The 26,775-nt window shown below is 70.3% G+C and carries 24 protein-coding genes; 17 read left to right on the top strand and 7 right to left on the bottom strand.

The genetic code is table 11. The features are described 5' to 3' along the window. Position 1: 1 nt before the first annotated feature. The gene (locus ACXYMW_RS07380) at positions 2–532 is read right to left on the bottom strand and encodes a TRAP transporter small permease (protein ID WP_459034664.1); all 531 of its coding nucleotides are present in this window, start codon (positions 530–532) and stop codon (positions 2–4) included. Then, positions 529–1,551: a TRAP transporter substrate-binding protein gene (locus ACXYMW_RS07375; RefSeq protein ID WP_459034663.1), complete on the bottom strand. Its 1,023-nt coding sequence runs from the start codon at positions 1,549–1,551 to the stop codon at positions 529–531. The genes ACXYMW_RS07380 and ACXYMW_RS07375 overlap by 4 nt, the downstream gene beginning before the upstream one ends. 195 nt (positions 1,552–1,746) lie before the next feature. On the opposite strand from ACXYMW_RS07375, the gene ACXYMW_RS07370 reads away from it, so the two are divergent. The 9 genes from ACXYMW_RS07370 (at position 1,747) to thiC (ending at position 12,194) form a co-directional block, all read left to right on the top strand. Further along, positions 1,747–2,703: a PDR/VanB family oxidoreductase gene (locus ACXYMW_RS07370; protein WP_459034662.1), complete on the top strand. Its 957-nt coding sequence runs from the start codon at positions 1,747–1,749 to the stop codon at positions 2,701–2,703. Between the two features lie 13 nt (positions 2,704–2,716). After that, positions 2,717–4,060: an aromatic ring-hydroxylating dioxygenase subunit alpha gene (locus tag ACXYMW_RS07365; protein ID WP_459034661.1), complete on the top strand. Its 1,344-nt coding sequence runs from the start codon at positions 2,717–2,719 to the stop codon at positions 4,058–4,060. Continuing rightward, positions 4,057–4,560, top strand: a complete 504-nt coding sequence (locus ACXYMW_RS07360; RefSeq protein ID WP_459034660.1) for an aromatic-ring-hydroxylating dioxygenase subunit beta — start codon at positions 4,057–4,059, stop codon at positions 4,558–4,560. The genes ACXYMW_RS07365 and ACXYMW_RS07360 overlap by 4 nt, the downstream gene beginning before the upstream one ends. Further along, complete coding sequence (locus ACXYMW_RS07355; protein ID WP_459034659.1) at positions 4,557–6,182, top strand: AMP-binding protein; 1,626 nt, start codon at positions 4,557–4,559, stop codon at positions 6,180–6,182. The genes ACXYMW_RS07360 and ACXYMW_RS07355 overlap by 4 nt, the downstream gene beginning before the upstream one ends. Further along, positions 6,179–7,348: a thiolase family protein gene (locus ACXYMW_RS07350; protein WP_459034658.1), complete on the top strand. Its 1,170-nt coding sequence runs from the start codon at positions 6,179–6,181 to the stop codon at positions 7,346–7,348. The genes ACXYMW_RS07355 and ACXYMW_RS07350 overlap by 4 nt, the downstream gene beginning before the upstream one ends. Continuing rightward, positions 7,345–8,592, top strand: coding sequence for an SDR family NAD(P)-dependent oxidoreductase (locus ACXYMW_RS07345; protein WP_459034657.1), 1,248 nt, complete (start codon positions 7,345–7,347; stop codon positions 8,590–8,592). Before ACXYMW_RS07350 ends, ACXYMW_RS07345 begins: the two co-directional genes overlap by 4 nt. Then, positions 8,589–9,371 (top strand): cyclase family protein, encoded by a 783-nt coding sequence (locus tag ACXYMW_RS07340; protein ID WP_459034656.1) that lies wholly within the window; start codon positions 8,589–8,591, stop codon positions 9,369–9,371. Before ACXYMW_RS07345 ends, ACXYMW_RS07340 begins: the two co-directional genes overlap by 4 nt. Further along, positions 9,368–10,090: an SDR family NAD(P)-dependent oxidoreductase gene (locus tag ACXYMW_RS07335; RefSeq protein ID WP_459034655.1), complete on the top strand. Its 723-nt coding sequence runs from the start codon at positions 9,368–9,370 to the stop codon at positions 10,088–10,090. Before ACXYMW_RS07340 ends, ACXYMW_RS07335 begins: the two co-directional genes overlap by 4 nt. 292 nt (positions 10,091–10,382) lie before the next feature. Continuing rightward, positions 10,383–12,194, top strand: a complete 1,812-nt coding sequence (gene thiC, locus ACXYMW_RS07330; RefSeq protein WP_459034654.1) for a phosphomethylpyrimidine synthase ThiC — start codon at positions 10,383–10,385, stop codon at positions 12,192–12,194. Positions 12,195–12,201: 7 nt separating this feature from the next. Here thiC and kynU read toward each other — a convergent pair whose 3' ends face one another. The 4 genes from kynU to ACXYMW_RS07310 form a co-directional block, all read right to left on the bottom strand. Continuing rightward, positions 12,202–13,389, bottom strand: a complete 1,188-nt coding sequence (gene kynU / locus ACXYMW_RS07325; RefSeq protein ID WP_459034653.1) for a kynureninase — start codon at positions 13,387–13,389, stop codon at positions 12,202–12,204. Position 13,390: 1 nt separating this feature from the next. Then, positions 13,391–14,224, bottom strand: coding sequence for a tryptophan 2,3-dioxygenase (locus ACXYMW_RS07320; RefSeq protein WP_459034652.1), 834 nt, complete (start codon positions 14,222–14,224; stop codon positions 13,391–13,393). 86 nt (positions 14,225–14,310) lie between these two features. Further along, complete coding sequence (locus ACXYMW_RS07315; protein WP_459034651.1) at positions 14,311–15,789, bottom strand: aldo/keto reductase; 1,479 nt, start codon at positions 15,787–15,789, stop codon at positions 14,311–14,313. A gap of 1 nt (position 15,790) precedes the next feature. Continuing rightward, positions 15,791–16,447, bottom strand: a complete 657-nt coding sequence (locus ACXYMW_RS07310) for a GntR family transcriptional regulator (RefSeq protein ID WP_459034650.1) — start codon at positions 16,445–16,447, stop codon at positions 15,791–15,793. A 116-nt stretch (positions 16,448–16,563) separates the two neighbouring features. On the opposite strand from ACXYMW_RS07310, the gene ACXYMW_RS07305 reads away from it, so the two are divergent. The 8 genes from ACXYMW_RS07305 (at position 16,564) to ACXYMW_RS07270 (ending at position 24,084) form a co-directional block, all read left to right on the top strand. After that, positions 16,564–16,941 (top strand): TIGR04076 family protein, encoded by a 378-nt coding sequence (locus ACXYMW_RS07305; protein ID WP_459034649.1) that lies wholly within the window; start codon positions 16,564–16,566, stop codon positions 16,939–16,941. Continuing rightward, positions 16,938–18,020, top strand: coding sequence for an aldo/keto reductase (locus ACXYMW_RS07300; RefSeq protein WP_459034648.1), 1,083 nt, complete (start codon positions 16,938–16,940; stop codon positions 18,018–18,020). The genes ACXYMW_RS07305 and ACXYMW_RS07300 overlap by 4 nt, the downstream gene beginning before the upstream one ends. Then, complete coding sequence (locus ACXYMW_RS07295) at positions 18,013–18,786, top strand: ABC transporter ATP-binding protein (RefSeq protein WP_459034647.1); 774 nt, start codon at positions 18,013–18,015, stop codon at positions 18,784–18,786. The genes ACXYMW_RS07300 and ACXYMW_RS07295 overlap by 8 nt, the downstream gene beginning before the upstream one ends. Next, positions 18,779–19,513 carry an ABC transporter ATP-binding protein gene (locus tag ACXYMW_RS07290; protein ID WP_459034646.1) on the top strand — a complete coding sequence of 245 codons (735 nt, stop codon included), beginning with the start codon at positions 18,779–18,781 and terminating at the stop codon, positions 19,511–19,513. Before ACXYMW_RS07295 ends, ACXYMW_RS07290 begins: the two co-directional genes overlap by 8 nt. Continuing rightward, a complete protein-coding gene (locus tag ACXYMW_RS07285; protein WP_459034645.1) occupies positions 19,510–20,424 on the top strand; it encodes a branched-chain amino acid ABC transporter permease in 915 nt (304 codons plus the stop codon). The genes ACXYMW_RS07290 and ACXYMW_RS07285 overlap by 4 nt, the downstream gene beginning before the upstream one ends. Continuing rightward, a complete protein-coding gene (locus ACXYMW_RS07280) occupies positions 20,421–21,419 on the top strand; it encodes a branched-chain amino acid ABC transporter permease (RefSeq protein ID WP_459034644.1) in 999 nt (332 codons plus the stop codon). The genes ACXYMW_RS07285 and ACXYMW_RS07280 overlap by 4 nt, the downstream gene beginning before the upstream one ends. Beyond that, positions 21,416–22,681: an ABC transporter substrate-binding protein gene (locus ACXYMW_RS07275; RefSeq protein ID WP_459034643.1), complete on the top strand. Its 1,266-nt coding sequence runs from the start codon at positions 21,416–21,418 to the stop codon at positions 22,679–22,681. Before ACXYMW_RS07280 ends, ACXYMW_RS07275 begins: the two co-directional genes overlap by 4 nt. Before the next feature lie 215 nt (positions 22,682–22,896). After that, positions 22,897–24,084, top strand: coding sequence for a TRAP transporter substrate-binding protein (locus ACXYMW_RS07270; protein ID WP_459034642.1), 1,188 nt, complete (start codon positions 22,897–22,899; stop codon positions 24,082–24,084). 666 nt (positions 24,085–24,750) lie between these two features. Here the strand turns inward: ACXYMW_RS07270 and ACXYMW_RS07265 are convergent. Further along, entirely contained in the window at positions 24,751–26,775 is a 2,025-nt protein-coding gene (locus ACXYMW_RS07265; RefSeq protein ID WP_459034641.1) for a TRAP transporter large permease, read from the bottom strand.

Genomic DNA, 26,775 nt, shown 5'->3' with positions numbered 1-26,775 from the left:
GTCAGATCTCCTCAGAGCGGCCCTTGGGCAGCCGCGCCAGCGCCATGCCCAGAACGATCAGGCCCGAGAGCGCCGAGACCGCGGCGGCGATCTGCGCCGCCGGGGCCAGCGGGATGCGCAGATAGGTGGTGGTGGAGCCGTAGGAGCCGATCCGCGCGCCGTGCTCCCAGAGCTGCCAGGCGATGATGCCGAGCATGGCGGCCACCACCAGCCGGGCTGCGAGGATCTGCAGCCCCTCGGCGCGGCCGCGCAGGCGCGCGGTGAACAGGTCGACGCTGATATGGCCGTCGTCGAGGCAGATCGCCGGCAGGCCGGCGAAGACGATGGCCATGACCAGAAGCTCGGTCAGTTCGGAGGCGCCGGGCAGCGGGCTCGACAGGAAGTAGCGCCCGCCCACGTCGATCAGCGTCACCGCGGTGAGCGCCAGCAGCATGGCGCCGGTGGCCCAGGCGGTGATGCGGCGGAAGCGGTCGCGCAGGAGCCCCGCCCGGCCCTGACCGGCAGGGGCGGGGCGGGTCTCCGCGCGGGTCATTCCGCGGCGACCTTCGCGGCCTCGGCCTTCAGCATCTCGAGGGCGGCGTCGAAATCGACGCCCTTCTCCTCGAACTTGGCGCGCACCGCGGCGTAGAGCGGCTCGGCCAGCGCCTCGATCTCGGCGCGCTCTTCGGGGGTGGCGTCGTGGAAGGTCACGGTGCCCTCCATCTCGGCCAGGCCCGCCGCGTCGGCCTTGTCCCAGGCCTCGCCCGCCATGCGCGCCAGCGCCTCGCCCGAGACGCTGTCGATGGCGGCCTTGTCCTCGTCCGACAGGCTGTCCCACTTGCCCTGGTTCATCGCCATGAAGAAGGACGTGTTGTAGAGCCCGCCCTCGACCCGGAAGCCCTGGGTCAGGACCGAATCGAGGTTGAAGAAGGTCACCGATTCGGACGGGAAGAAGATCGCGTCGGCGATGCCGCCCGAGAGGATCTCGTAGGTCTGGGTGGAGGGCGATTGCAGCGGCACCATGCCCATCGCCTCGGCCAGCTGCGAGGGCAGGGGGCCGCCGACGCGGATCTTCAGCCCGTCGACCGAGGACAGCGGCGAGACCTCGGCGCCGGTGGTGAAGAGGTGGCCGGGGCCGTGGGTGAAGACCGCCAGCGGCTTCACGCCCTGGTGCTCGCCGGCCTCGGCCAACATCGCGTCATGCACCCGCTGATAGGCCACGGAGAGCGCCGTCGAGGACGGCGTGATCAGCGGCAATTCGGCCAGGTCGGTCAGGCCGAAGCGCCCGGCCGTGTAGCCGTGCGGGGCGTAGGTCACGTCGGCGGCGCCGGTGGCGGCGAGGTCGAAATGCGCCGGCGGCGGCCCCAGCGGCGCGTCGAGGATTTGCACCGTGACCCGGCCCTCGGTGGCCTCGGCCACGGCCTCGGACCAGGGCACCACGATGTCCTTCACGATCGGGTGCGAGGGCGGCAGCCAGTTCGACAGGCGCAGCGTCGTCTCCTGCGCGACGGCGGACAGGGCGAGCAGGCCGGCAAGGGCGGAGCTGGCGAGGATGCGGGCGGTCCGTGTCATGGTGGTGTCGACTCCCTGTCGTGGATCTCTGTCCATTGCCGGAAGCTTAAGCGCGGCCCTCCGCGTCTGGCAAGAAAAATATGAAACTGCATTTTTTTGAGCTTGAAGCTTGACGGACGGGTGTATGATATTTCATGCTTCAAGCAATGCGGGCCCCTGCACCTGCATCTTTCCATCGCGTAACGGGGAGGCGGCATGACAGCGATCGAACTCAAGGTGAGCCGGATCGAGGACGCGGCCGAGGCCATCCGCGCGGTGACGCTGGAGCCTCTGGGTGATGCGGCGCTGCCGGGCTATGAGGCCGGCGCGCATGTCGAGGTCGACCTGCCCGACGGCGCCACGCGGCCCTATTCGCTGGTCGATCTCTCCGGCGCCTGCGCGAAGCCTGACGTCTACCGGCTGGGCATCCGGCTGGAGCCCGAGAGCCGCGGCGGATCGCGATACATGCACGGGCTGGCCGAGGGCGACGTGGTCCGGGTCTCGGCGCCGAAGAACGACTTTCCGCTCGCCGGGGGCGACGCCCCGGCGCTCCTGATCGCCGGCGGCATCGGCATCACCCCGATCGTCACCATGGCCGGCGCCGCGAAGGCCGCCGGGCGCGACTACCGGCTGGTCTACGCGGTGCGCAACGCCGCCGCCGCGGCTTTTGCCGAGGCGCTGGCCGAGGCGCATGGCGACGCGCTGACCCTGCACCGCGACGATGCCGCGGGCGGGCCGCTCGACGTGACCGCCGTGCTGGCCGAGGCGCCGGAGGGCGCGCATGTCCATGTCTGCGGTCCGAAGCCGATGATCGAGGCGGTGAAGGCGGCGGCCCATGCCGCCGACTGGGCCGCGGACCGCGTGCATTTCGAGCTGTTCGACGCCGCCGCCGATCAGGCGGGCGACACCGCCTTCGAGGTCGAGATCGCCTCCTCCGGAAAGGTCTACACGATTCCGCCGGGCAAGAGCATCATCGACGTGCTGGAGGAGGCCGGCGAGGACCTGATCTACGACTGCCAGCGCGGCGATTGCGGCATCTGCCAGACCGAGGTGCTGGAGGGCGTGCCCGACCACCGCGACGTGGTGCTCTCGCCCGAGGAGCGCGAGCGCGGCACGCTCATGCAGATCTGCGTCAGCCGGGCCAAGACCCCGCGGCTGAAACTCGACCTCTGAGGGAGGAGACTTCATGGCCTACCGCACGAAAGCCGACGTGGCTTCGCTGGTGACGCCCTACCAGGTGCACCGCGACGTCTATACCTCGCCCGAGATCTACCGGCTGGAGATGGAGCACCTTTTCGCCAACACCTGGGTCTTCGTGGGCCACGACAGCCAGGTGCCGAACAAGGGCGACTACTACACCACGCAGATCGGCGACCAGCCGGTGATCATGGTGCGCCACTCGGACGGCGAGGTGAAGGTCCTCTACAACCGCTGCCCGCACAAGGGCACCAAGATCGCCATCGACCGCACCGGCAATACCGGCAAGTTCTTCCGCTGCCCCTACCACGCCTGGTCCTTCAAGACCGATGGCTGCCTGCTCGCGATCCCGCTGAAGAAGGGCTACGACGGCACCGGCCTCGACAAGACCGAAAGCGCCAAGGGTATGAAGGCGGTGGGCGCGGTGGCGGTCCATCGCGGCTTCGTCTTCGCCCGGCTGGCGGAGGAGGGGATCGGCTTCGAGGAGTATTTCGGCGGCTCGCTGTCGTCCTTCGACAACATGGCAGACCGCTCGCCGGCGGGCCGGCTGGAGGTCGCCGGGCAGCCGCTGCGCTACATGCACCGCTGCAACTGGAAGATGCTGGTGGAGAACCAGACCGACACCTGCCATCCCATGGTCGCGCATGAGAGCAGCGCCGGCACGGCGGTGAAGATCTGGGAGGAGATGGACATGCCCGAGGGCACGCCCAAGCCCCCCGCCATGCAGATCATCGCGCCCTTCATGAGCCCTTACGAGTTCTTCGAGGAAATGGGCATCCGCACCTGGCCCAACGGCCACGGCCATACCGGCGTGCACACCTCGATCCACGCCGACTATTCGGCCATCCCGGGCTACGAGGAGGCGATGATCGAGGCCTACGGGGAGGAGAAGGCGAAACAGATCCTCGGCGAGAACCGCCACAACACGGTCTATTTCCCCAACATCATGATCAAGGGGCCGATCCAGCAGCTCAGGAACTTCATTCCGCTGGGCCCCGACAAGACGCTGGTGGAAAGCTGGATCTACCGGCTGGTGGACGCGCCCGACGAGCTGGTGGCCCGCACCGCCATGTACAACCGGATGATCAACGCGCCGACCTCCATCGTCGGCCACGACGACCTGGAGATGTACGAGCGCGCGCAGGAGGGGCTGATGTCGGACGGGCTCGAATGGGTCAACGTCCAGCGGCTCTACCGGGAGGACGAGGATCTGGATGAGGAAGCGGTGGAGAACGGCACCACCGAGCGCCAGATGCGCAACCAGTTCCACGCCTGGGTGAAGTTCATGACCGCCACCCTGCCCGAGGCGGCATCGCGGGAGGCGGCGGAATGAGCGACGTGGCAGTGAAGGGGCGGGAGATCACCCGCGAGGCGCTGATCGACTTCGTCTACGACGAGGCGCGGATGCTCGATTTCGGGCGCTACGACGACTGGCTGAAGCTCTGGCTGCCCGACGGCATGTACTGGATGCCGCTGGACTACCAGCAGAAAGACCCGATCCACGAGACCTCGCTGATGTGGGAGGACCAGTTCATGCTGCGCCTGCGCGTGGAGCGGCTGGCCGGCGCGCGGACCTTCTCCCAGAAGCCCAAGAGCCGCTGCCACCACGTCCTGCAGCGGCCCTGGGTCGATCACATCGACAACGACGCCGGCGAATACGTGGTGACGACGCAGATGCATTACGTCGAGACGCGGCTCGACGACCAGATGCTGCTGGCGCTGACCGCGCGGCACGACCTGGTGCGAGACGGCGAGACGCTGAAGATCCGCCAAAAGCGGGTCGACATCCTCAATTGCGACGCCGCCTTCGGCAACATCCAGCTTCTGCCATGAGCGCGATGGACAAGCCCACCGTCGCCGACGCCTTCGCCGCCACGGCCCGTCGCTGGCCCGAGCGCCCGGTGCTGAACGTGCTGCCCGAGACGGCCGAGATCTACGGCATCCCGGCGGGGGAGATCTCCTATGCCGCCGCGCTGGCGCGTGTGACGTCGCTTCGCAAGAGCTTCGCCGCTGCCGGCTACGGGGCCGGGCAGCGGGTCATGCTGCTGCTGGAGAACCGGCCGGACTTCTTCCTCTACTGGCTGGCGCTGAACGGGCTGGGCCTGTCGGTGGTGCCGGTGAACCCGGACCTGCGCGCGGCGGAGCTCGACTACATGATCCCCCACGCCGAACCGGCGCTCGCGGTGGCGATCCCCGCGCGGGTGGCGGATCTCTCCGCCGCTGCGCGGGATGCCGGCCGCGACATGGCCGTGGTGACGCCCGACGCCGACCTGCCCGCGCCCTGCGGCGGCGCGGTCTTCGACGCCACCGGCCCGGCGGAGGCGCGCGAGGCGGCGGTGCTCTACACCTCTGGCACGACGGGGCGGCCCAAGGGCTGCGTGCTGTCGAACACCTATTTCCTCGAAGCGGGCCGCTGGTATGCGGGCGCCGGCGGGGTCTGTGCGCTCACGCAGGATGGCGAGCGGATGCTGACGCCGCTGCCGATCTTCCACATGAACGCCATGGCCTATTCCTTCATGGCGATGCTCGCCGTGGGCGGCTGCCTGACCGCGCTCGACCGCTTCCACCCGCGCTCGTGGTGGGCCTCGGTCCGGGATAGCCGCGCCACCTGCCTGCATTATCTCGGCGTCATGCCGTCGATGCTGATGGGCGCGCCCGAAGCGGCCTCGGACCGCGACCATGCGGTGCGTTTCGGCTTCGGCGCGGGCGTCGATCCGAAGCTGCACGCAGCGTTTGAATCCCGCTTCGGCTTCCCGCTGATGGAGGCCTGGGCGATGACCGAGACCGGCGCCGGCGCGGTGATCGCCGCCAACCGGGAGCCGCGCCGCGTCGGCGAGGCCTGCTTCGGCCGCCCCGGCCCGGAGCTCGAGGTGAAACTGGTCGATGACGCGGGCGCCGAGGTGGCGCAGGGACACCCGGGCGAGCTGCTGGTGCGCCGCCACGGCCCCGACCCGCGCCGCGGCTTCTTCACCGAATACTGGAAGAACCAGGAGGCCACCGCCGAGGCCTGGGAGGACGGCTGGTTCCACACCGGCGACGTGGTGCGGCAGGAGCAATCGGGCGACATGATCTTCGTCGACCGCAAGAAGAACGTCATCCGCCGCTCCGGCGAGAACATCGCCGCGGTCGAGGTCGAATCGGTGCTGATGCGCCACCCCCGGATCCGGGCCGCCGGCGTCGCCGCCGTGCCCGACCCGGTGCGCGGCGACGAGGTCTTTGCCTGCCTGACGGTCGAGGGCGAGACCGGCGAGGACGCGGCGCGGGAGATCGTCACCTGGGCGCTGGGGCAGATGGCCTATTACAAGGTGCCGGGCTACGTCGCCTTCGTCGCGGCGCTGCCGCTGACCGCCACCAACAAGATCCAGCGTGCGGCGCTCAAGGACCAGGCGGCGCGGCTGCTCGGCGCGCCGGGCACCGTCGACACCCGCAAGCTGAAGAAACGGCAGGCGGCATGAGGCAGCGCCAAGGCTACGAGGGCGTCGTTCTCGCCGCCCCCTTCTCCACGCCCTATACCCGCTATTCCACCGAGACCGCGCATCACTGGCTGGCCCGCGCCCTGAAGGGCACGCTGGACGCCGCGGGGCTCCGCAAGGAGGAGGTCGACGGCCTCGGCGTCGCCTCCTTCACGCTCTTTCCCGACACGCCGGTGGGGCTGACCCAGCATCTGGGCTTCACGCCGCGCTGGCTCGACGCGATCCCGATGGGCGGCGCCTCGGGCGTGGTGGCGCTGCGCCGGGCGGCGCGGGCAGTGCAGGCGGGGGATGCCGACATCGTCGCCTGCGTGGCGGGCGACACCAACCAGATCGACAGCTTCCGCAAGCTTCTGTCGTCCTTCTCGCGCTTCGCCATGGATGCCGCCTATCCCTACGGCTACGGCGGGCCGAACGCGATGTTCGCGCTGCTGACCGACCGCTACATGCAGGAATACGGCGCCACGCGGGAGGATTTCGGCCGGATCTGCGTGGCGCAGCGCGCCAACGCGCTGAAAAACCCCAACGCGGTGATGAAGAAGCCGCTGAGCCTCGACGACTACCTCAACGCCCGGCCCATCGCCGACCCCATCGCGCTTTTCGACTGCGTGATGCCTTGCGCCGGGGCCGAGGCCTTCCTGGTGATGACCGAGGAGGAGGCGGCCCGGCGCAACCTGCCCGCCGCCCGCATCGCCGCGACCATCGAGCGCCACAACGCCTTTCCCGACGATCCGGTGCAGCTGCGCGGCGGCTGGGAAGTGGACCGCGACGAGCTCTGGTCCTGCGCGCGGATGGCGCCGTCGGACATGGATCTCGTGCAGACCTACGACGACTACCCGGTGATCTCCTTCCTGCAGTTCGAGGATCTGGGTTTCTGCCCCAAGGGCGGCGCCGCCGACTTCCTGAGGGGCAAGGACCTGACCGTGACCGGCGACCTGCCGCACAACACCTCGGGCGGCCAGCTCTCGGCCGGGCAGGCGGGCGCCGGCGGCGGCTTCATCGGGCTGGTGGAGGCGCTGCGGCAGGTCACGAACACCGCCGGGCCCACCCAGGTGGCCGAGGCGTCGCGCGCGCTGGTCTCGGGCTTCGGGATGATCAACTACGACCGCGGGCTCTGTTCCGGCGCCGCGGTGATCGAGGGGCTGTCATGACCGACCCGCTGCGCCCGCCGCCGAAGAAGAACCCGCAGAAGGTGCAGGCGGTGCCGCTGGCGCCGCCCGGCATGCGCAGCCGCGCCGCCATGGGCCTGACCGCCGCCGCGGCCGAGGCGCGCTTTGCGCTGCAGCACTGTGCCGAATGCGGCGCGGTGCAATACCCGCCGCGCGACGCCTGCGCAGGCTGCCTGTCGACCGATCTGCGCTGGCGCGACACCGATCCCGCCGGCACGCTCATTGCCGAGACCGTGGTGCGCACCTCGCCCAATCTCTATTTCCGCCGCGCCGCGCCCTGGCGGGCGGGGACCGTGCGGCTCGATGCCGGGCCCTCGGTGGTGGTGCACCTGCACGGCGACTGCGCGACGGGCGCGCGGGTGCGGCTGATCAACCGGCTCGACCGGGCCGGGCAGGGCGTTCTGATGGCGCTGCCCGAGGAGAAGGTGCCGAACATGGCCGACGATCCCGAGCTGCGCGAGCTCACCGCCGACCCCAAGCACCGCCGCGTGCTGATCACCGACGCACGGCAGGACAGCGCCCTGGCGCTGGCAGCGGCGCTGATCGAGGCCGGGGCGAGCACGGTCTTCGTCGGCGAGGCGGAGACCTGGCGGCCCTATCCGCAGCGCGCGAAACTGGCCGCGATGGACAAGGTCCACCTGCTGCCGCTCGACGTCACCGACACATCCTCGGTGGTGGAACTGGCGGGCGAGATCGGCGGCAAGACCGACATCCTGATCAACAACGCGCGCTTCGTGCGGCCGGGCGGCATCCTCGCCCGCGGCGATACCGGCTTTGCCCGCGACGAGATGGAGGTCAACGCGCTCGGCCTGATGCGGCTGGCGCAGGCCTTCGGCCCCGGCATGCGGGCGCGCGGCGCCGACGGGGTGAATTCCGCCGTGGCCTGGGTCAACGTGCTGGCGGCGCATGCGCTCGTCAACGATCCGGCCTACGGCGCCTTCAATGCCAGCCAGGCCGCCGCGCTGTCGCTGTCGCAGAGCCTGCGGGCCGAGCTGCGCCCCGGCGGGGTGCGGGTGATGAACGTCTTCGTGGGGCCGACCGAGGACGACTGGCACCAGGACGTGCCGCCGCCCAAGGTGCTGCCCAAGGCGCTGGCCCGTTCGGTGGTGCAGGGGCTGCGCGACGGCGCCGAGGAGGTCTGGTGCGGCGATGTCGCATGGGATCTGCGCGAGCGCTTCCGCAGCGATCCCAAGGTTCTGGAACGCGAGCTGGGAGGCGGCGCATGAGCATCCTGAGCGATCTGGCGGGCGCGCTCGCCGCGGGCGCGGTCGAGGTGGTGGATCTGACCCACACGCTCGACCCGGACTTCCCGGTGATCATCCTGCCGCCCGAGTTCGGCCAGTGCGCCCGCTTCCGGATGGAGGAGATCTCCGCCTACGACCATCGCGGCCCGGCCTGGAAGTGGCACAACCTCACGCTCAGCGAGCACACCGGCACGCATTTCGACGCGCCGAACCACTGGATCTCGGGCCGCGACGTGCCGAACGGCGCGGTGGACGAGATCGACCCGGCGGCCTTTGTCGGCCCGGTCTGCGTCATCGACTGCTCGGAGGGCGCGACGCGTAATGAGGATTATGTGCTGACCCCGGAGGTGGTGCAGGCCTGGGAAGCCGAGCATGGCCGCATCCCCGCGGGCTCTTGGGTGCTGATGCGCACCGACTGGTCGCAGCGCTCCGGCGCGGAATACCTCAACATGCGCGAGGACGGGCCGCATTCTCCGGGCCCCGACCCCGCGGGCATCCGCTTCCTGATCGAGGAGCGCGACATCCGCGGCTTCGGCACGGAGACGGTGGGCACCGATGCCGGCCAGGGCATGCATTTCACCCCGCCATACCCGGCGCATTACTACCTGCACGGCGCCGGGCGCTACGGGCTGCAATGCCTGAAGGGCCTCGACCGGCTGCCGGCCACCGGCGCGATGCTGCTGGCAGCGCCCCTGAAGATCAAGAACGGCACCGGCAGCCCGCTTCGGGTGCTGGCGCTGGTGGAGCGGAGTGCGCCATGAGCTACACGGCGGTCATCACCGGCGGCAACAAGGGCATCGGCCTCGACCTGGCGCAGGCGCTGCTGGAGCGCGGCTATACGGTTGTCTCGGTCGCCCGGCACGCCCCCGAGGTCGCGCATGAGCGGCTGGAACACGTGGCCTGCGATCTCCTCGACCCCGACGCGGTGGCCGCGGCGGCCGCCGAGATCGCCGCGCGCCACGAGGTCACGCATCTGGTGCACAATGCCGGCGTGATCTGGCCCAACCTCGTGGAGGAGGCGAAGCCGTCGGACATCACCGGGCTGGCGCAGCTGCATCTGGGCTCCGCCCTGACGCTGCTACAGGCGTTCCTGCCGGCGATGAAGGCGCGGCGCTTCGGGCGGGTGCTGTTCAACTCGTCGCGCGCCGCGCTCGGCGCCGCGACGCGCACCGCCTATGGCGCGTCCAAGGCCGGGATGATCGGCATGGCGCGCACTTGGGCGCTGGAACTGGCGCCGCACGGCATCACCGTGAACGTGGTGGCGCCGGGGCCGATCCGCACCGACAATTTCTGGGGCATCGTGCCCAAGGGCAGCGACCAGGAGGCCGGCCTCGCTGAGCGCATCCCGGTCCGGCGGCTGGGCGAGACCGGCGACGTGACCCGCGCCTTCCTGTATTTCGCCGATCCCGAGAACGGCTTCGTCACCGGCCAGACGCTCTATGTCTGCGGCGGCGCCAGCGTCGGATCGGTGCCGATCTGAATTCCGCTTGCATGCGCGCCCGGCGCGTGTAGCGTGCCCTCACGTCAGGGGAGTCCCGCCCAGGGGACTGAGAGGCTGACAGCGGACCCTGCGGTCCGCGGTGACGCGACCCTTAGAACCTGACCCAGTTGAGACTGGCGTAGGAAGACCGGAGGGCGCTTTCCCCGATCGCTGCACGCGCGGGGGGTCCTTTCGGGCCCCGGTGGCCCCTTGTCGCGCAGCCGCGCCGGGCCGCCCGGGCCCCCGTCGCGCCGCGCCTCCCTCTCTTCGGGTCGTCACGCGAGGAGAGACCATGACCCGCCCCGAGACCGCGCCGCAGATCACCACCGGCCCCCTGCCCGCCTCCAGCAAGATCCACGTCCCCGGCCAGATCCATCCCGAGATCCGCGTGCCGATGCGCGCCATCGCGGTGACCGGCGAGGCGCCGCAGGTGGTCTATGACAGCTCCGGCCCCTACACCGATCCCGAGACCCGGATCGACATCGCCCGCGGCCTGCCGCCGCTGCGCGCGGCCTGGCTCGCCCACCGCGGCGATCTCGAGACCTATGCCGGGCGCCACGTCACCGCCGCCGATAACGGCTTTGCCGAGGGCGCGCGGCTGGTGCCGGGCTTTCCGCTGCGCCGCGATCCGCTGCGCGGCCGCGACGGGCGCGCGGTGACGCAGCTTGCCGCGGCGCGCGCCGGGATCGTCACCCCGGAGATGGAATTCGCCGCGATCCGCGAAAACCGCGGCCGCAGCGCGGCCTGGTGCGCGGCCCGCGACGGCGAGGATTTCGGCGCCGCCATCCCGGATTTCGTCACCCCCGACTTCGTCCGGGCGGAGATCGCGGCGGGCCGCGCCATCCTACCCGCCAACATCAACCACCCCGAGCTCGAGCCGATGGTGATCGGCCGCAACTTCCTGGTGAAGATCAACGCCAATATCGGCAATTCGGCGGTCACCTCCTCGATGGAGGAGGAGGTCGAGAAGATGGTCTGGGCGATCCGCTGGGGCGCCGACACGGTGATGGACCTGTCCACCGGGCGCAACATCCACAACATCCGCGACTGGATCATCCGCAACGCCCCGGTGCCGATCGGCACGGTGCCGCTCTACCAGGCGCTGGAAAAGGTCGGCGGCGTGGCCGAGGACCTGACTTGGGAGATCTTCCGCGACACGCTGATCGAGCAGGCCGAGCAGGGCGTCGACTACTTCACCATCCATGCCGGGGTGCGGCTGCACATGATCCCGATGACCGCAAGGCGGGTCACCGGCATCGTCAGCCGCGGCGGCTCGATCATGGCGAAGTGGTGCCTGCACCATCACCGCGAAAGCTTCCTCTACGAGCATTTCGAGGAGATCTGCGACATCTGCCGGCGCTACGACGTGTCCTTCAGCCTCGGCGACGGGCTGCGCCCGGGATCGGTCGCGGATGCCAATGACGAGGCGCAGTTCGCCGAGCTGCGCACCCTGGGCGAGCTGACCCGGATCGCCTGGGACAAGGAATGCCAGCTGATGATCGAGGGTCCGGGCCACGTGCCGATGCACAAGATCAAGGAAAACATGGAGGAGCAGCTGCGGCATTGCCACGAGGCACCGTTCTACACGCTGGGCCCCCTGACCACCGACATCGCGCCGGGCTACGACCACATCACCTCGGCCATCGGGGCGGCGATGATCGGCTGGTTCGGCACCGCGATGCTCTGCTACGTCACGCCCAAGGAGCATCTCGGCCTGCCCGACCGCGACGACGTCAAGACCGGGGTGATCACCTACAAGCTCGCCGCCCATGCCGCCGACCTCGCCAAGGGCCATCCCGGCGCGCAGGCCCGCGACGACGCGATCAGCCGGGCGCGGTTCGAGTTCCGCTGGCAGGACCAGTTCAACCTCGCGCTCGACCCCGACACGGCGCGCAGCTTCCACGACGCCACGCTGCCCAAGGAGGCCCACAAGGTGGCGCATTTCTGCTCAATGTGCGGGCCGAAATTCTGCTCGATGAAGATCAGCCACGACATCCGCGCGGCGGCCGAGAAGCGCGAGGGCATGGCCCGCATGGCCGAGAAGTTCCGCGAGGAGGGCGAACTCTACCTGCCCGCCGAGACGGTGGCGGCGCGGGCCGAGTGAGCCCGGCTCAGGTGACGCGGGCGCGGCGGCGGTAGCGTTCGTCGCGCCAGGTCTCCCGGGCCAGCACGTCCTCGAGCACGTCGACCGCCGCCCGCACGTCGGCTTCGTCGAGATAGAGCGGCGTGAAGCCGAAGCGCATGATGTCCGGGGCGCGGAAATCGCCGATCACGCCCCGGGCGATCAGCGCCTGCATCGCGGCGTAGCCCTCCTCGAAGCGGAACGAGACCTGGCTGCCGCGGGCCTCGGGGTCGCGCGGGCTGGCCAGTTTGAGCGCCGGGCAGCGCGCCTCGACCTCGGCGATGAAAAGCTCCATCAGCGCCACCGCGGCGGCCCGGACATCCGCCATCGCCACCCCGTCCCAGACTGTCAGCGCCTCTTCCAGCGCGGTCATCTGGATCACCGGCGGGGTGCCGACGCGCATCCGCTCGATGCCGGCGGCCGGGCGGTAGTCGAGGTCGAAGGCGAAGGGCGCGCTATGCCCCATCCAGCCCTGCAGCGCCGGCCGCGCCTCGGCGGCGAGGTCGGGGCGGACATAGATGAAGGCCGGGGCGCCGGGCCCGCCATTAAGGTACTTGTAGGTGCAGCCGACCGCGAATTCGCAGCCCGACCCGGCGAGGTCGACGGGGATCGCGCCCGCGGAATGCGCCAGATCCCAGATCATCACGGCGCCGGCCTCCTGCGCCGCGGCGGTGAGCGCCGCCATGTCGTGGCGCCGGCCGGTGCGGTAATCGACCTCGGTCAGCATCACCGCGGCGACCTCCGCGCCAAGCGCACCCGCCACCTCCTCGGGCGCCACCACGCGCAGTTCGTGGCCCTGCCCCAGCGTGTCGAGCAGGCCCTGCGCCATGTAGAGATCGGTCGGGAAATTGCCGCTGTCGGAGATCACCACGCGGCGGTCGGGCCGCAAGGCCAGCGCCGCGGCGAGCGCCTGGTAGACCTTGATCGACAGCGTGTCGCCGATCACCACCGAGCCTTCCGGCGCGCCGATCAGGCGGCCGATGCGGTCGCCGATACGGGCCGGCTGGCCCATCCAGTCGGCCTCGTTCCAGCCGCGGATCAGCATCCCGCCCCATTCCGCGCGCAGCATCTCGGCGGTGCGCGGCGCCACCGATTTCGGCAGCGGGCCCAGCGAGTTGCCGTCGAGGTAGATCACCCCTTCGGGCAGGTCGAAGAGGTGCTTGCGGGTTACGGTCATGTCAGAGTCCTCCGCGGACGCTCCAGAGTTCGGGAAAGAGCTCGACCTCGAGCATCTTGCGCAGGTATTGCACGCCGCTGGTGCCGCCGGTGCCGCGCTTGAAGCCGATCACCCGCTCCACCGTGGTGACGTGGTTGAAGCGCCAGCGGCGGAAGTAATCCTCCAGATCGACCAGCTTCTCGGCCAGCTCGTAGAGGTTCCAGTAGCGTTCGGTGTCGGTGTAGACGCGGTGCCAGGCGGCCTCGATCTCGGCGTCGTGGACATGCGGCGCGCGCAGCCGGCGGCTCTCGGGCGCGAAACGGCTGCCGGTGCCCGCCTCCAGCGCGTCGAGCGTGACGTGGTAGAGCGAGGGCCGCGCCAGTTCCGCCTCCAGCAGCGCCAGCAGGTCGGCGCGGTGCTCGTGCACCTTCAGCATCGCGGTGTTGCGGTTGCCGAGCGTGTATTCGATCAGCCGGTACTGGTGCGACTGGAAGCCCGAGGACCGCCCGAGGCTTTCGCGGAAGGTCGTGTAATCCGACGGCGTCATGGTGCGCAGCACGTCCCAGGCCGAGTTCAGCTGGTCGAAGATCCGCGTCACCCGCGCCAGCACCTTGAAGGCCGGCTGAAAGGCCCCCCGCCCGAGCGCGGTCCGCGCCGCGCCAAGTTCGTGCAGCGCCAGCTTCATCCAGAGCTCGCTGGTCTGGTGCTGGATGATGAACAGCATCTCGTCATGGGCGTCGGAGATCGGGTGCTGCGCGGTGAGGATCGCGTCGGTGCGCAGGTAATCGCCGTAGGACATGTCGCGCGCGAAGGACATCTGCGCGCCGTCCTCGGACGGATCATAGGCCTGGCTCATCGGATCACCCTCCGCCCCGCGGCGACGCGGGCGATGATACGCGCCCGCCGCAAATGCTTCAAGATTGAAACTTCAGGGTTGAAGTATCACCGCATCACCGCCTCGGCATCGATCTCCACCCGGTAGCCGCCGATCAGCCCGGCCACCACGACGAGCGTGTTGGCCGGCTTGATCTCCCCGAAGACGCGGCCATGGGCGCGCGACACCGCCTCGGCATCGGCGGCGTCGGTCAGGTAGATGCGGGTGCGCACCACGTCCTCGGCGCGGGCGCCGAGCGCGGACAGCGCGGCGAGGATCTTGTCGAGCACGTAGGTCGCCTGGGCGCCGGCATCGTCCGGCGCCACCACCCGCGCGGCGCCATGCGTCGCGGTGGTGCCCGAGACCCAGGCCCGGTCGCCGATCCGCTGCGCCCGGGCATAGCCGGCGATGTCCTCCCAGTCCGAGCCCGACAGCACACGCTCCGCCCCCGCCCGGGCGGCGGGTTCGGCGGCGAAGGCCTGCGGCAGGGTGTCGAGGTGGTGCGACAGATCCCCCGAGGCGGTCAGGAAGGGCGGCTTGCGGTATTCGTCGCCGCAATCGCCGGGGACAGGCGTGGTCGCCGCGAAGGCGGTGTCGAGCCGGGCGCGGTCCTCGGCGTCGAGCGCGAAGGTGAAGAGCTTGGCATTGTCGTCGCGGTGATCGTTTTCGCCCAGCCGCGCGCCGATGATGGTGGCGGCGACGTGGTCCTGCTCCAGCACCCAGCGCGTGGCGACGTTCGACAGCGACACGCCGTGCTTCCGGCCGATCTCGTGGGCGGCGCGCAGGAGGCCCTGGAACGGCGCCCAGCCGCCGGCCGCTTCGATGAAGCGGCGGTACTTCATCTTCGACCAGTCGCCGATCGTCTCCGGGTCGGGGCGGCCCAGCCAGCGCTCCGACAGGAAGCCGCCGCAGAGCGTGCCATAGGCAAAAAGCTTCACCCCGGTTTCGCGGCAGAGCGTGGCCAAGGGTCCCGCGGCGCGGCGGTCGACGAGGCTGAAGGAGACCTGATTGGAGACCAACGGCACGCCGTCGGCGAGCGCCACCCGCAGGTGGTCGGCGTCGAAATTGGTCACGCCGATCTCGCCGATCAGCCCCTCCGCGCGCAGCGCCGCCAGTTCGTGCAGGGCGTCGAGCCAGGCCGGGTGCTGGAAGCTCCACCAGTGGAATTGCAGCAGGTCGACGCGCGCCACGCCCAGCCGGTCGAGCCGCTCCTGCACGCCGGCGCGCACCACCTCCGGGGTCATCGGGCCGGGGGCCGGGCACCATTTGGTGAAGGCCAGCGGGCGCCCGGCCGCGCCGTCATGGCGCGCCAGCAGACGGCCGGCGATGATCTCGGCGCTGCCGTAATGGTCGGCCATGTCGAATGTGTCGAACCCGGCCGCGGCATAGGCGGCGAGCGCGTCGGCCCCGGCCTCGGGATCGAGCGTGGTTCCGTCCTTCTCCATGTCGGCGACCTGCCAGAGCCCGACCAGCGTGCGGGCGATCTCCAGCCTGTCGGTCAGGCGCAGGCGGTCGGGCCGCGGCGCCAGCGGGGTCATGTCGGTCATCTCAGGGCCTTTCGCCGTGGGGCATGAGAACGCGGAAGCTGCGCTCGATATCGGCGATCAGCGCCGCCCGGGCGGCGGCGGCGTCGCCCGCCTCTAGGGCGGCGAGGATCTCGTGGTGGTGGCGGTGTTCCTCGAGATTGACCGCATCCTGTTCGCGTATGATCAGGTTCAGATAGGCGCCGTACTGCATCCACAGCGCCTCGATCAGCGGCAGCAGCACGTCCGAGCCGCTGAGCCGGTAGAGGCCGAAATGGAAGGCGTAGTTGAGTTCAAGATCCGGGCCGTTCTCGGGCCGGGCGGGGGCCAGCACGACGCGCAGGCGGGCCACGTCCTCGGGGCCGACCCGGGCCATGGCCTGGTCGAGCACCAGCGGCTCCAGCGCCAGCCGCGCGGCCTTCAGATCGCCCATGCGACGGGCATCGAAGGGCGGCACCATCAGCGTGCGGCTGGGCGTGTCGATCAGCGCGCCCTCGGCCACGAGGCGGCGCACGGCCTCGCGCACGGGGGTCATCGAGCAGCCCAGCTGTTCCGCCAGATCGCGCAGGGAGAGCACGTCGCCCGGGGCAAACTCGCCGCGCGTGAAGGCCTGTTTCAGCGCGTCGTAGACGGTTTCGCGCAGCTTCGACTGGTCGATGCGGGCAAGCCGCGGCTGGTTCATCTGAGCGTCCCCCGCCGTGCCGGATGGCGCCGATCCTAGGGGCGCAGAGAAAGCTTGACAATTAAAATATCGCAGACACAAGATCAAATATCACAGATCAATCGCGGAGGCAGCCGATGCCCGACGCGCCATCCGATGACGGCTTCTGGCTCTACGATCTGCGCATCGAGACGGTGCTGGACGGCCGCGTCCCGGTCTGCCGTCATGTCGAGGGCGAGGCCTTCCGCATGGAGGGCGAGACGCTGGTCTTCGAGGCCGGAACCCGGGTCTCGGCCTATGCGCTGGCGGCGCTGCTGCCGCTTCTGCCGGCCAAGCAGCGGATGACCGATCCCAACGACTGGATGTCGACCGATGCCGAGATCGCCTGCCCCGACCCGCATTGCGGCGGGCGCTTCCGGGTGATCCGCGAGGGCCGGCGCCGCTTCGGCCATGCCGAGACCACCGGCCTGCCCGAGCGGCGCGCCGACCCCTACTGGAAGGAGACGGGCGCATGAGCGTCGAGACCACCCATCTGCGCCCGGGCCACGAGATCTCGCGGGTGATCCGCGGCGGCTGGCAACTGGCCGGAGACCACGGCAGCGTCGATCGGCGCGCCGCCATCGCCGACATGGCCGCCTTCGTCGAGGCCGGGATCACCACCTTCGACTGCGCCGACATCTATACCGGCGTGGAGGAGATGATCGGCGAGTTCATCGCCGACCTGCGCCGCAGCGGCGGGGCCGCCGCCGCGGAGCGGGTGGTGGTCCACACCAAGCTGGTGCCCGATCTCGGGCGGCTGCCGGATCTGCGCGCCGACGAGGTCGAGGCCATCGTCGACCGCTCGCTGAGGCGGCTGCAGGTGGAGCGGCTGGATCTGGTGCAATTCTACTGGTGGGACCTGAGCCTGGGCGATCCGCTCGCCGCGCTCGAGGTGCTGAAGCGCTGCCAAAAGAAGGGCAAGATCGCCAGCCTCGGCGTCACCAACTGGGACGTGGCCCAGACCCGGCCCTTCGTCGAGGCCGGGATCGACCTGGTCTCGACGCAGGTGCAGTATTCGGTGCTCGACCGCCGCGCCGAGGCGACGCTGGTGCCCTGGGCGGCCGAGGCCGGGCTGCAATTGCTGTGCTACGGCACGCTGGCCGGCGGCTTCCTGACCGAACGCTGGCTGGGCCTCCCCGATCCGGGCTTCGCCTTCGAGAACCGCAGCCTGGTGAAGTACCGGCTGATCATCGACGAGTTCGGGCCCTGGCCGCTCTTCCAGGAGCTCCTGGCCGCGCTGAAGGCGGTGGGCGACCGGCACGGCGTGTCGCTCTCCTCGGTGGCCACCGCCTGGGTGCTGGACGGGCCGCAGGTCGCCGCCGCCATCGTCGGCGCCCGCTATGCCCGCCACCTGCCCCAGACGCTGCAGGTCTTCGACGTGGCGCTGAGCGACCGCGACCGCGACGAGATCGGCGCGGTGATCGCCCGCGCGCAGGGCCCGGACGGGCCGGTCTTCGGGCTCGAGGCCGACCGCACGAGCCGGCACGGGCGGATCATGAAATACAACCTCAACGCCCGCCCCGACGACCAGGTCCTGGGGGCGGTCGATGGCTGAGCCGATCCTCGAGACCGAGGCGCTGAGCCGCAGCTTCGGCGAGCTGCGCGCCGTCGACGGCGTGTCGCTGCGCATCCGGCGCGGCACGATCACCGGGCTGATCGGGCCCAACGGCGCCGGCAAGTCGACGCTGTTCAACCTGCTGACCGGAACGCTGGCGCCAAGCTCGGGCCGCATAAGGCTGCGCGGCCGCGACGTCACCGGCGCCACGCCCGACCGGCTCTTCGGCCGCGGCCTCGGCCGGTCGTTCCAGATTCCCCGCCCCTTCGCGCGCATGACAGTGCTGGAAAACGTCATGCTGGCGCCGCTCGGGCAGCGCGGCGAAAGCGTCTTCGGCCCGTTCCTCGCCCCCGGCCGGGTCCGCGCGCAGGAACGCGCGATCCGCGACCGCGCGCTCGAGGTGCTGGACTTCGTGACTCTGGGGCCGCTCGCCGATCACCCGGCGGGCAAGATCTCGGGCGGGCAGATGAAGCTGCTGGAGCTGGCCCGGGTGCTGATGGGCGACCCCGAGCTGATCCTGCTCGACGAGCCGGCGGCCGGCGTCAACCCGACCCTGACCGGCATCCTGATCGAGAAGATCGAGGAGCTGAACCGCCAGGGCAAGACCTTCGTGATCATCGAGCACGACATGGACTTCATCATGCGCCATTGCGACCCGATCGTCGCGCTGGCCGAGGGCCGCGTGGTCTTCGAGGGCTCCGCCGCCGAGGCGCAGGCCAACCCGGTCCTGCTCGAGGCCTATCTCGGGACCATGGCCGATGCCTGAGCCGGTGCTCACCGCCGAGGCCGTGACCGCGGGCTACCGCCCCGACCTGCCGATCCTGCGCGAGGTCTCGATCGCGGTCGAGACGGCCAGCGTCACCACCATCATCGGGCCGAACGGCGCCGGCAAGTCGACGCTGATCAAGGCGGTGGCCGGGCTGGTGCCGGTCTCCTCGGGCCGGATCCGGCACGAGGGCCGCGAGATCACCAACATCCGGCCCGACCGGATGGCGGCGCAGGGCATCGCCTATGTGCCGCAGACCGACAATATCTTCCGCTCGCTGACCATCCGCGAGAACCTCGACCTGGCGCTGCGCCGCGCCGGGGACGCCGCCGAGGCGCGGCGCGAGGCGCTCTTCGCGCAGTTTCCCGCCCTCGCCGCCAAGCAGCGCGACCGCGCCGGGTCGCTCTCCGGCGGGCAGCGCCAGTTCCTCGCCGTGGCCAACGCCCTGGCCACCGATCCGCGGCTGCTGCTGATGGACGAGCCCTCCGCGGGGCTGGCGCCGAAGGCCGCGGAGGAGGTCTTGGAGATGGCGCGCGGCCTGACCGCGCGCGGCGTCACCATCCTGCTGGTGGAACAGAACGTGCGGCAGGCGCTGCGGCTGTCGGATTTCTGCTACATCCTGGCCGAGGGCCGCAACCAGGTGGCGGGCCGCGCCGCCGACCTCATGGGCGACCGGGTGGTGGCCGACATCTATCTCGGCGGCAAGCGATTGAGGGCGGAGGCATGATCCAGCACCTGATCGACGGCGTCCTGGTCGGCGCGATCTACGCCCTCGGCGCGATCGGGCTGACAATGGTCATGCACATGCTGCGCTTCGCCAATTTCTCGCATGCCGAGCTGCTGTCGGTCGGCGCCTATTCGGCGCTGGTCTTCGACAAGGTGTTCTCGACCCTCGCGCCGCTGCTGGCGGCCAAGCTCGGGCCGCTGTCGCTGACCGGCGCGCTGCTGCTGTCGATCCTCGGCGCCATGGCGGTGACCGGGGCCAGCGCCGTGCTGATCGACCGGCTGGTCTTCCGGCGCATCCGCGAGCGCGGCGACCCGCTGTCGATGGTCTTTGCCTCCTTCGGCGTGGCTTTGATCCTGCGCAGCCTGATCGGGCTGCTCTTCGGGCTCGGCACCACGCTCTACAGCCGCGACATCCCGTTCGCCTGGATGGTGTCGGCCGATCCGCTGATCCTGGTGCGGCCGGACCAGCTTTTCGTGCTCGCCGCGGCGCTGGTCCTGATGGTGCTGCTGCACCTGGTGCTGGCGCGGACCACCTTCGGCTACGCGCTCCGCGCGGTGGCCGAGAATCCGAGCCTCGCGCAGGTCGCGGGCATCAACCTGGCCCGCATCATCGTCGCGGTGTGGCTGATCGGCGGCGCGCTGGCCGCCGCCGCGGGGGTGTTCTACGGGCTGACCAACCAGATCACCCCGATGATCGGCCGCGACCTTCTGATGCCGGTCTTCGCCGCCACCATCGCCGGCGGCATCGGATCGGTCTACGGCGCCGCGGCGGGCGGCTTCCTGGTGGGCCTCGCGGCCAACCTGGCGCTCGTCGTGCTGCCCTCGGGCTACAGCCCCTCCCTGCCCTTCCTGATCATCCTCGCCGTGCTGTTCCTGCGTCCCAACGGCCTCTTCGGGGAGGCGCGGGCATGATCGGTCTGGTCTCCTACCTGGTCTTCTTCGCCACCGTGGCCTCGATCCTCGCCATCGCGGTGCTCGGGCTGAACCTGCAATGGGGCAATACCGGGCTCTTCAACGGCGGCGTCGCGGCCTTCTTCGGCGCCGGGGCCTACGGCACGCTGATCCTCGGCGGCACGCCGCAGGCCGGGCATCTGGGCGGCTTCGCCCTGCCCTGGCCCCTGGCGCTGGCCGGCGGCATGGCGGCGGCGGCGGCGCTGGCCTGGGTGGTCGGACGGCTGACCCTTAAGCTCCGGCACGACTACCTCGCCATCGCCACCTTCGGCGTCGCCGTGGCCTTCGAGAACGTCATGCGCAACGCCGAATGGCTCTCAGGCGGCGCCAAGGGCCTGCGCGGCTTCGAGCGGCCGCTGCAGGACGTGCTGGGCGCGGGGCTGCTCTACAACGCGCTCTACCTCGCCGTGGTGCTGGCGGTGCTGCTCGCCACCTACCTGTTCCTCGAACGGCTGGTGCGCTCGCCCTTCGGCCGGCTGCTGCGCGCCATCCGCGAGGACGAGGAGGCGGCGCGCTCGCTCGGCAAGTCGCCGGCGCGGGTGCGGCTCACCGCCTTCATCACCGGCTCGGTGATCATGGGGCTCGCGGGCGGGCTCTACGGGTCGTTCTACGCCTTCGTCAGCCCGCAGGACGTGCTGCCCATCCTGACCTTCCAGATCTGGGCCATGCTGATCGTCGGCGGCGCCGGCAACAACCGCGGCGCCATCCTCGGCGCGGTGCTGATCTGGGGTGCCTGGACGGCGAGCGGCTGGGCGCTGGCGCGCTTCGCCCCGGTCGAGGCGCAGATCTATGCCGGCTCGATCCAGTATATCCTGATCGGGCTGGTGATCGTCGGCATGCTGCTCTGGCGCCCGCAGGGCCTGTTCCCCGAGCGCCTGGTGGTCTCGCAATCCTCCGGCGCACCGCGCAGGATCACGATAACAAACCAAGCACAGACAGGGAGTTCACCGACATGACGAAGAGGCTTTTCGGGCTCGGCGCGGGCGCGCTGGGGCTGGCGCTCGGCGCCGGGATGGCGACCGGGGCCGCGGCGCAGGACTGCACCGTGCCGGTGGGCGCGGTGCTGCCCACTTCGGTCGATTGGGGCCGCCCCATCGCCGAGACCGCACAATGGGTCGTGGACCAGGTCAACGAGGCCGGCGGCGTGCATGATTGCCAGGTCGAGATGATCCTGCGCGACACCCAGGTCGATCCCAAGGTCGGCGTCGACGCCGCCAAGGCGCTGGTCGATCTCGAGGGCGTCAAGGTGCTGCTCGGCGCCGTTTCCTCGGGCGTCTCGATGCCGATCCTGACCTCGGTGACGGTGCCGGCGGGCGTCATGCAGATGTCGTGCTGCTCGTCCTCCAACGCCTTCACCACGCTGGCCGCCGAGGGCAAGACCGAGGGGCTGTGGTTCCGCACCTTCGCCACCACCGCGGTGCAGGCCGCGGTCGGCGCCAAGGTGGCCCAGGACCAGGGCTACAAGTCGGTCGCCATCCTCTACAAGAACGACGATTGGGGCCAGGACCTGGCCAAGGCGGTGGCCGCCGATCTCGAGGCGCTCGGCATCGAGGTCACCGACCAGATCGCCATCAACGACGCCCAGCCCTCCTACCGCGCCGAGGTCGCCCAGGCCCGGCAATCCAACCCCGAGGCGCTCTATCTCGGGCTTTACCCGAACGAGGGCACCGCGGCGGTGCGGGAATGGCTGTCGCTCGGCGGCACCCAGAACATGATCCTCGCCAATTCGCTGAAATCCGAGGAATTCCGCGACAATGTCGGCATGCAATATCTCGGCACCGCCTGGGGCACCGACACGGCGAGCCCGCGCACCGACAGCGCCACCGCTTTCGTCGACGCCTACCAGGCGAAGTTCGACAGCGCGCCGAACGGCCCGGGCCTCGCCAACAGCTACGACGCGACGATGATCGCGCTCCTGGCCATGCAGGCCGCCGGCGAGGATGCCAGCGGCGCCGAGATCGCCGCCGCCGTGCCGCGCGTCACCGACCCCGAGGGCACGCCGGTCACCGCCGATGCCGCGGGCTTCGCGCAGGCGCGCGAAATTCTGGCCGGGGGCGGCTCGGTGCTCTATCAAGGGGCGACCGGCAATGTCCGCTTCGACCAGTACGGCGACGTCTCCGCCCCGGCGGTGGTCTGGCAGTTCAGCGAGGACGGCATCGAGGAGGTCGAGTACCTGTCGCTCGAACAGGTGGACGAATTCGTCTCCGCGCTTCACTAGCCTGACGCACCATCCGGCGGGGCCCTCCGGGACCCCGTCCGGTCCGCCCGGCACCCCATGCGGGCGGTGCCCGCCCGGGAAACCGGGCGGGCTTTCTGCTGTCCGGACCGGCGCCGCGGCGGGGCGGCGGGGCGTCTGCGGGCGGCAGCATCTTGGCCTTGCCGCGCCCGGGCGCTAGGTCCCGACCCGGTTCCACACGCATTGGGAGGTTTCTCATGGACCGCCGCAAATTCCTTCGCAACGCCGCGCTCGGCGGCGCCGGCACCGCCGCCTTGGCCGCCCCGGCATTGGCCCAATCGGCCGAAAAGGTGCAGTGGCGCTGCACCTCGTCCTTCCCGCAATCGCTCGACACGATCTTTGGCGGCGCGCAGGACGTCGCCCAGTATGTCCGCGAGGCCACCGACGGCGCCTTCGACATCCAGGTCTTCGCCGGTGGCGAGATCGTGTCCGGCCTGCAGGCCGCCGACGCGGTGCAGAACGGCACCGTCGAGATGTGCCACACCGCGGCCTATTACTATGTCGGCAAGTCGCCGACCTGGGCGCTCGGCGCGACCATTCCCTACGGCCTGAACAACCGCGGCATGAACGCCTGGCTGTATTACGGCGGCGGGCTCGACATGCTGAACGAGTTCTACAACGCGCAGGGCCTGCACTACCTGCCGGCGGGCAATACCGGCACCCAGATGGGCGGCTGGTTCCGCAAGGAGATCAACGGCCTGGTCGACATGGAGGGCCTGCAAATGCGGATCGCCGGTCTCGCCGGCCAGATCATGGAGCGCGTCGGCGTGGTGCCGCAGCAGATCGCCGGCGGCGACATCTACCCCTCGCTGGAGCGCGGCACCATCGACGCCGCCGAATGGATCGGGCCCTATGACGACGAGAAGCTCGGCTTCTACCAGGTGGCGCCCTACTACTATTATCCCGGCTGGTGGGAGGGGAACCTGACCCTCAACGTCTTCGTCGGCACCGAGGCGTGGAATGCGCTGTCGGACAGCTACAAGAGCCTGCTGATGACCGCCTGCCGTGCCGCCAACACCGAGATGATGGCCGAGTACGACTTCAAGAACCCGACCGCGCTGCGCTCCCTGGTGTCGAGCGGCGCGCAGCTCCGGGCCTTCCCCGAGGACGTGCTGAACGCCACCTACGACGCGGCGATGGATCTCTATGCCGAGCTGCGCGAGAGCAACCCGGACTGGGGGCCGATCTACGATTCGCAGATGGCGTTCCAGGCCGAGCACTTCCTGTGGCAGCAGGTGGCGGAGACCACCTTCGCGACCTTCATGCAGAACAAGCAGCGCAACAACCAGCTGCCGGCGCAGATGTCCGGCGGCGCGGGCGGTGGTGCTGGCGGCGCCGAGAGTGGCGCGGCCGAAGGGGGCGCAGCCGAGGGCGGCAACCAGTAAGTTCGGTCTTCGGCCCCGGATCGCCCGGGGTCCAAGTCGACGCCGCGGCGCGGGAGACCGCCCGCGGCGTTTTTGTGCCTGGCATGCGCCTGCCGTGGTGCGGGCGGGCAATTCTGCTCGAAGTGCGTCAGTCGCGCCCCACGCGCCATTGCGATTGAGGCCAACGGCCTTCCGCAACCCGCCGATCACCCGCCGAGGTCCGGGGCGACCAGCCCCGGACCGCGCCCGACCCTCCCTCCGGGAGGGCGCTTTGGCGATGCCGCGCGCCGCACGTCCGTCCTCCGGGGCTTTGGGGATAAAGCGCCCTCCACAGGCGGAGCGCCGGCGCCCACCCAGGGTCGGGCGCGATCCTCGTCGATCCATTCAGGGCGGGCGGACTTTTCCGATTTACCGCTGGGGATACTCCGGAACGCTTTGCCTCGGTGAGCAGTGCCCTCGGCACGGCCTTCCCGCTGCAATTCCCTGAGGACTAACCCTCACGGGCGTTGGTCCGGGGCGCCCAGCCCCGGGCCGCGCCCGACCCTCCCCCCGGGAGGGCGCTCTGGCGATGTCGCGCGCCGCAGGGCCGTCGTCCGGGGCTTTGGGGATAAAGCGCCCATCACGAGAAAAATGGCCGGCGCCCTCCCAGGGTCGGTCGCGGTCCTCTGTGCGACGATCGGGCGGGGCTCAGTTGCCGAAGTTGAAGCCTCCGCTTCCGCTGTCGGCCGGGGCCGGGTCGGACGGCTGGCTCTCGGGCTCGGGCTCAGGCTCCTCCTCCGCCGGCGCCTGCGGGGCGCCGAAATTGAAGCCGTCCTCGGGCGCGCTGTCCTGCGGGGCCGGCTCGGGCTCCGCAGGCGCGCTCTCGCCGCCGAAGTTGAACCCGCCCGGGGTGCCGGAAGCCTCCGGTGCGGCGGGCGCCTCGCCGGGGGCCTCGGACGGCCCGCCCGAGGGTGCCGGCGCGTCGCCGCCGAAATTGAAGCCGCCCGAGCCGGTCTCGGGGGCCTCCTGGCCGCCGCCGCTGCCGCCGAAGTTGAACCCGCCGGACGGCGCACCGGAGGGCGCCTCGGAGGACGGCGTGCCGAAGTTCAGCCCGCCGGTGCCGCCCTCGGCCGGCGCGCTCTGGGTCGCCGGCGCCCGCACCCCGCGGGCATCGTCGTAATGCGTCACCAGCCCGGGCACGAAGATCACCAGCAGGATCATCGCGAATTGCAGCGCGATATAGGGCAGCACGCCGCGATAGATCTCCTGCGTGCGGACCCGCGGCAGGGTCTCGCCGGAGCTCTCGTCCTGCCAGTCCCGGGTCGGCGCCACCGACCTGAGATAGAACAGCGCGAAGCCGAAGGGCGGCGTCAGGAACGAGGTCTGCAGGTTCAGCGACAGGATCACCCCGAACCAGATCAGGTCGATGCCCAGCGTCTCGGCCACCGGCGCCAGCAACGGCACCAGGATGAAGGCGATCTCGAAGAAGTCGAGGAAGCAGCCGAGGATGAAGATCACGATGGTGACGACGACGAGGAAGCCGATCTGCCCGCCGGGCAGCGCCAGCAGCAGCTCCTCGAGCCAGACCTGGCCGTTGACGCCGTAGAAGGTCAGGCCGAAGACCCGGGCGCCGATCAGGATGAACATCACGAAGGCCGAGAGCTTGGCCGTGGCCTCGACCGCCGAGCGCAGCGTGGCCCCGTCGAGCCGCCGCTTGGCCAGCGCCAGCAAGAGCGCGCCGACCGCGCCCATGGCGCCACCCTCGGTCGGCGTGGCGATGCCGAGGAAGATGGTGCCGAGCACGAGGAAGATCAGCGCCAGCGGCGGGATCAGCACGATCACCACCTCCTCGGTCAGCCGCGACAGCACGCCGAGCTTGAGATAGCGGTTGCCGAGCGCGATGGCGTAGAGCACCACGACCGTGAAAGCCGAGGCGAAGACCACCCGCGAGGCCGGCGTGACCTCACCGAAGAGGAGCCGCGCCGAGCCCATGTAGAGCAGCACCGCGAGGCCGGCCATGACCAGCAGCGACAGCACGCCGCCGCCCAGCCGCCGCTCCTCGGGCGGCAGCGCCGGCACCGCCTCGGGGCGCAGCAGGGTCAGCGCGAAGACATAGACGCAGTAGAGCGCCACCACGATCAGCGCCGGGTAGAGCGCGCCGAGATACATGTCGCCGACCGACACGCCGAGCTGGTCGGCCATGACGATCAGCACGAGGCTCGGCGGCACGATCTGCGCCAGCGTGCCGGCGGCGGCGATGGTGCCGGTGGCGACCGAGGGGTCGTACTTGTAGCGCTGCATGATCGGCAGCGAAATCAGCCCCATGGCGATCACCGAGGCGGCGACGACGCCGGTGGTGGCGGCCAGCAGCGCGCCCACCAGCACCACCGCGAAGGCCACGCCGCCGCGCAGCGGTCCGAAGAGCTGGCCCACCGTGTCGAGCAGGTCCTCGGCCATGCCGGAGCGTTCGAGGATCAGCCCCATGAAGGTGAAGAATGGAATGGCCAGCAGCGTGTCGTTCGACATGATGCCGAAGACACGTTCCGGCATCGCGCGAAGAAGCGGCCAGAACAGATTGATTTCACTAGAGTAGTCGGACAGTCCGACACCAACGACGAAGTAGAAGAGCCCACCCGCGGCGAGCGTCAGGGCAACGGGGTAGCCCAGCACCAGCATCGCCATGACGGAGATGAACATGATCGGGGCGAGGTTGTGCGCGACGAGTTCGATCAT

The organism is Roseivivax sp. CAU 1761 (assembly GCF_054482755.1).
Note: the sequence above shows the minus strand (reverse complement) of the source record. Positions and strands in the feature narration are given on the sequence as shown.